The 3,869-nt window shown below is 74.5% G+C and carries 3 protein-coding genes; all 3 read left to right on the top strand.

Translation table 11 applies throughout. The features are described 5' to 3' along the window. The first annotated feature begins 284 nt into the window (after positions 1 to 284). The 3 genes from AB0E96_RS39320 (at position 285) to AB0E96_RS39310 (ending at position 3,780) form a co-directional block, all read left to right on the top strand. Positions 285 to 1,454, top strand: a complete 1,170-nt coding sequence (locus AB0E96_RS39320) for a damage-control phosphatase ARMT1 family protein (protein ID WP_359831384.1) — start codon at positions 285 to 287, stop codon at positions 1,452 to 1,454. A 74-nt stretch (positions 1,455 to 1,528) separates the two neighbouring features. After that, positions 1,529 to 2,338 (top strand): glycerophosphodiester phosphodiesterase, encoded by an 810-nt coding sequence (locus AB0E96_RS39315; protein WP_359831382.1) that lies wholly within the window; start codon positions 1,529 to 1,531, stop codon positions 2,336 to 2,338. Continuing rightward, positions 2,335 to 3,780, top strand: coding sequence for an MFS transporter (locus AB0E96_RS39310; RefSeq protein WP_359831380.1), 1,446 nt, complete (start codon positions 2,335 to 2,337; stop codon positions 3,778 to 3,780). The genes AB0E96_RS39315 and AB0E96_RS39310 overlap by 4 nt, the downstream gene beginning before the upstream one ends. Positions 3,781 to 3,869: the final 89 nt, after the last annotated feature.

The following is a 3,869-nucleotide window of genomic DNA, read 5'->3' as shown; positions in this document are numbered from 1 at the left end:
CCCTCAAACGGGCCCAGCACCGCAACTGGCCACCACCACAACCCGTAGCACCCACCATCACCCCGCGTAGCACCACTTAAAGTCACCGGCATTGGTCCTAGACTCGGCCCCACCTGGTCCCGGGCCCACCCGGACCCGGCCGTGCCAGTGGCTCCGGCCGTCGAGGACGAGAGAGACGAGCCCCCATCGTGTTGTCGAAGCCGACCCCGTCGAGCCCGTCGGGCCCGGCGACCCCGTCGACCCCGTCGACCCCGTCGGGCCCGGGCCCGGCGGGCGCTCCGCCGGTGATCCGCAGCGACGTCCCCGGCTCCTTCGCCCACGGGGTGTTCCACGAGCGCCACCCGAGGCTCGTCCGGCAGGTGCTCGACGCGCTGCCGTACGGCCCCGGCGAGCGGGCGGCGGTCGAGCGGCTGCTGGCGGAGAGCACCGCCGGGGTGCTGGAGCCACTGGGGCCGGACGCCCCGGACGGCGAGCGGTGGCTGGCCTGGGGCGAGGGCCTGTGGGGCCGGCCGTGGGGCGAGGCGCCGTTCCTGTGGGCGGAGAGCTACTTCTACCGCCGGCTGCTGGAGGCCACCGGGTACTTCCGGCCCGGCGCGTGGCAGGGCGTCGATCCCTTCGCGCCCTTCAAGGGCGCCGAGCTGGGCGGAGCGGCGGTGGACGAGGAGCTGGCCGCGCTGGACGGGCTCGACGGCCTGCCGGAGCCCCGGCGGGCGCGGGCGCTGGTGTCCTCCGCGCTGTGGGGCAACCGGGCGGACCTCAGCTTCCGGATCACCGCGGGGGCGGAGGGGGCGGCCGCCCCGGACCTGGCCGCCGACGACGGCGCCCTGCTGCGGGCCGCGCTGGAGCGGGCCGGGGGCGAGGGCGGCCCGGTGTGCGTCGTGGCGGACAACGCGGGCCGGGAGCTGCTGCCGGACCTGGTGCTGATCGACCATCTGCTGACCCACGGCCTGGCGGCGCGGGTCGTGCTGTACGTGAAGCCGCAGCCGTACTTCGTGTCGGACGCGACGATGGCCGATGTCCTCGCCGCGGTCGGGCGGCTGCGCGGCGCGCCCTTCCCGGCCGCCGCGGCGGTCGGGGGCCGGTTGTGGCGGGCGCTGGGCGGGGGCGCGCTCGAGGTCCGTACGCACCCGTTCTTCTGCGCGCCGCTGCCGTTCCACGACCTGCCGGCCGACCTGCGCGCCGAGTTCGCCGGTGCGGCGCTCACGATCGTCAAGGGGGACCTCAACTACCGCCGTCTGGTGGGCGACCGGCTCTGGCCGCCGACCACCCCGTTCGCCGGGGCGGCGGGGCACTTCCCCTCGGCCGTGGCGGCGCTGCGGACGCTGAAGTCGGACGTGGTCGTCGGCCTGGACGCGGCGGCCCTGGCCCGGCTCGACGGCACCGGGACGCCGTGGCGCACCGACGGGCGGCACGCCGTCGTGCAGGTCGCCCCGCGCGGGGAGGGCCGGCGGTAGACCACATCGTTACTGCTTGACAGGGTGCGTAATACTGTAACGCGCTGGTACTGGTCCGCAGCTCGGAGCACCACATGCACCCCTTCCTCGACCATCCCGGGCCGCTCGCCTTCGCCCACCGGGGAGGTGACCTCGGGCGCCCCGAGAACTCCCTCGCCGCCTTCGAGGCCGCCGTCGCGCTCGGGTACCGCTACCTGGAGACGGACGTCCACGCGACCGCCGACGGCGTCCTGGTGGCCTTCCACGACTCCCGCCTCGACCGGGTCACCGACCGCGCGGGGGCGGTGGCGGAGCTGCCCTGGGAGGCCGTCAGGCGGGCCCGGATCGGCGGGACGGAGCCGGTGCCGCTGCTGGAGGACCTGCTCGGCGCCTTCCCCGGGGCCCGCTTCAACATCGACGTCAAGGCGGCACCGGCCGTCGGCCCGCTGGTCGAGGCGATCCGCCGGACCGACGCCTGGGACCGGGTCTGCGTCGGCGGCTTCTCCGACTCCCGGCTGGCCGCCGTCCGCGCCGCCGCCGGTCCGCGGCTGGCCACCTCGCTCGGCCCGCGCGAGGTGGCGCGGCTCCGGCTGCGCTCGCTGGCCGAATCGTTCCTGCGGCCCTCCGCACCCGGGGCACCGTTCGCCGGGCTGTGCGCACAGGTGCCGGAGCGACACCGGGGCGTACGGGTCGTCGACCGGGCCTTCGTCCGCACCGCCCACCGGCTCGGCCTCCAGGTGCACGTCTGGACTGTGGACGATCCCACACGGATCAGGGCTCTCCTCGACCTGGGTGTGGATGGCATCATGGCCGATCGCATCGACGTCCTGCGGGACGTCCTCGGCGAGCGCGGCTGCTGGACGGACGGCAGCACGGGCTCCAGCACGGTGATGGGAACCCCATGAGCACCACGAACCCGGCGACGCACCAGCCGGACGACCCACCGACCGACCCCTCCGCCACCCCGGCCCCGTCCACCCCGGCCCCCGCCGACGACGGGCGGTCCCTGCGCCGGATGCAGTTCGGCTGGTACATCAACGACTGGGCCAACGCGGCGTTCTCGGCCACCGTCCTGACGGTCTTCCTCGGCCCGTACCTGACCACCGTCGCCAAGGAGGCCGCCGACGCGGCCGGCAACGTGCACCCGCTCGGCCTGACGATCCGCGCAGGATCGTTCTTCCCGTACACGGTGTCCTTCTCCGTGCTGCTGTCGGTCGCCGTGATGCTGCTGAGCGGCACCGTCGCCGACCGCACCGGACGGCACAAGGAGCTGATGTGCGGTTTCGCGTACATCGGCTCGCTCGCCACGATGGGGATGTTCTTCCTCGGCGGCGACCGCTACCTCCTCGGCGGCGCGCTGCTGGTGGTCGCCAACATCTCGTACGCCGTCTCGGTCGCGCTCTCCTACGCCTACCTGCCCGGCCTGGCCTCCCCCGACGAGCGCGACAAGGTCTCCTCCAAGGGCTGGGCCTACGGCTACGCGGGCGGCGGGCTGCTGCTGATCGCCAACCTGGCGCTGTTCCAGGGCCACGACGCGTTCGGCCTGGACTCCGGCACCGCCGTGCGGATCTGCCTCGCCTCGGCCGGCCTGTGGTGGGCGCTGTTCACCATCGTCCCGATGCTGCGGCTGCCCTCCCGGGCGGGCATCGCCCCGGCCGCGGAGGCCTCCGCCGCCGAGGGCGGCAAGCCCGACGGCAAGCCCGTCGGCGGCAGCCTGCGCGAACTCGCCCGCACCCTGCGCGGCATGCGCAAGCACCCGCTGACCCTGCTCTACCTCGCCGCCTTCCTCTGCTACAACGACGGCATCCAGACCGTCGTCTCCCAGGCCTCGCTCTACGGCAGCGAGGAACTCGGCATGGAGCAGACCTCGCTGGTCACCGCCGTGCTGCTGGTCCAGGTCGTGGCGATCGGCGGCGCCCTGCTGCTCGGCCGGATCGCCCACCGGTACGGCGCCAAGCGGACCATCCTCGGCTCCCTGGTCGGCTGGGTCGTCACCCTCGCCCTCGGCTACTTCATGCCGGCCCACCAGCCCGTCTGGTTCTACGTCCTGGCCTGCATGATCGGCCTGGTGCTCGGCGGCAGCCAGGCGCTCTCCCGCTCCCTCTTCTCCCACCTCATACCGCCGGGCCGGGAGGCCGAGTACTTCAGCTTCTACAAGATCAGCGACCGCGGCACCAGCTGGATGGGCCCGCTCGTCTTCGGCCTCGCCTACCAGCTCACCGGCAGCTACCGCTCGGCGATCATCTCGCTGCTGGTGTTCTTCGTGATCGGCTTCGTCGTCCTGCTGAAGGTCCCGGTCCGCCGTGCCATCGAGGCCGTCGGCAACCCGGTCCCCGAACGCCTCTGACGGCCCGCCCGGACCACGGGCGGGCCGGAACGCCGGGGGGGCCCGCCCCCCCCCCCCCGGGGGGGCGGCGGGGGCCGCCGCCGCCCCCC

Source organism: Kitasatospora sp. NPDC036755 (assembly GCF_040636595.1).
GTDB lineage: Bacteria > Actinomycetota > Actinomycetes > Streptomycetales > Streptomycetaceae > Kitasatospora.
This window is presented reverse-complemented; position numbering and strand designations above follow the sequence as displayed.